Below are 1,360 nucleotides of genomic sequence, written 5' to 3'. Positions count from 1 at the left end.
ATCCTAATGGGCGTCATGTACTACGAGGTGTCGGCTTACCTGGACAACCTGGCCAAGCACTCGCTGATGCAACGTCAGCATTTGTTTTCGCACTTTCAGGGCGAACAATTGGCGGACGCCCTCGCCGTGAGCATGACCTTCGACATCCGCGGCATCGACGCCTATGGCCTGTTCGATGCAGAGCACCGCTACCTCAGCGGTGCTCTGCGCCACATGCCCGAAGGCCTGCCGCTGGACGGCAAGATTCATATGCTCACCGACTGTGCCGACTCCGACGACCCGACTCTGCCCGTCGACAGTTGCGACGCGGTCGCGACCCAGACCAGGGACGGTCGCTGGCTGGTGCTGGTGCGCGACAACGGTTCGTTGTTTGCCGTCACCCGGATCATCCTTCATGCGTTGCTCTGGGGCGTCACGTTGACGATCATTCCAGGCATTGTCGGTTGGCACTTGTTGCGACGTCGCCCGCTACGGCGTATCCGCGCGATCCAGGCCAGCGCCGAAGCCATCGTCGCCGGTGACTTGACCCGACGCCTGCCCTTGTCCAACCGCCGCGATGAGCTGGACATGCTCGCCGCCATCGTCAACGCCATGTTGGAACGCATCGAGCGTTTGATGCACGAKGTCAAGGGGGTCTGCGACAACATCGCCCACGACCTGCGCACCCCATTGACGCGCCTGCGGGCGCAGCTGTACCGGATTCAGCAACAGGCTGACGACGGCTCGACGCTGGCCGTGCAACTGGATTCCGTACTCGGTGAAGCGGACACCTTGATGGCGCGTTTTCGCGGATTGCTACGGATTTCCGAGCTGGAAGATCGCCAGCGCCGCTCAGGTTTTGTGCAACTGGACCCGATGCCGTTGCTGCAAGAGCTGCACGATTTTTACCTGCCGCTGGCGGAAGAAGGCGAACTGGTTTTCACCCTGCAATTGCCGGCATCGTTGCCAGCCCTCAACGGGGATCGAGCGCTGTTGTTCGAAGCCGTGGCGAATCTGCTGAGCAACTCGATCAAGTTCACACCGCCGGGGGGCGAGGTGATTTTGCGTGGGGTCAGTGAGGGTGGATTTACGCGAATCGAAGTGCTCGACTCCGGCCCGGGCATCCCAGACGCCGAGCGCGAGGCGGTGTTTCAGCGCTTCTATCGTGCTGAGGGGGGGCATCAGAAAAGCGGGTTTGGATTGGGATTGTCGATCGTCGCGGCGATTGCCAGCCTGCACGGGTTTGCGCTGGAGGTGGGCAGCAGCGAACTCGGTGGGGCGCGGTTGGTGCTGGATTGCAAAAACTCAGCCCTGACACAACCCTTGTAGCAGCTGCCGAGCCTGCGAGGCTGCGTTCGGCTGCGCAGCAGTCGTAAAACCA

Annotated in this window: 1 protein-coding gene; it reads left to right on the top strand. The window is 61.7% G+C overall.

All coding sequences use genetic code 11. The annotated features are described in order from the left end of the window. A partial coding sequence (locus tag AC1DRJ_RS27840; RefSeq protein WP_477804978.1) for a sensor histidine kinase occupies positions 1-1,308 on the top strand: 1,308 nt, incomplete at its 5' end. Positions 1,309-1,360 lie beyond the last annotated feature (52 nt).

Source organism: Pseudomonas sp. P5_B2, from assembly GCF_056400445.1.
Note: the sequence above shows the minus strand (reverse complement) of the source record. Positions and strands in the feature narration are given on the sequence as shown.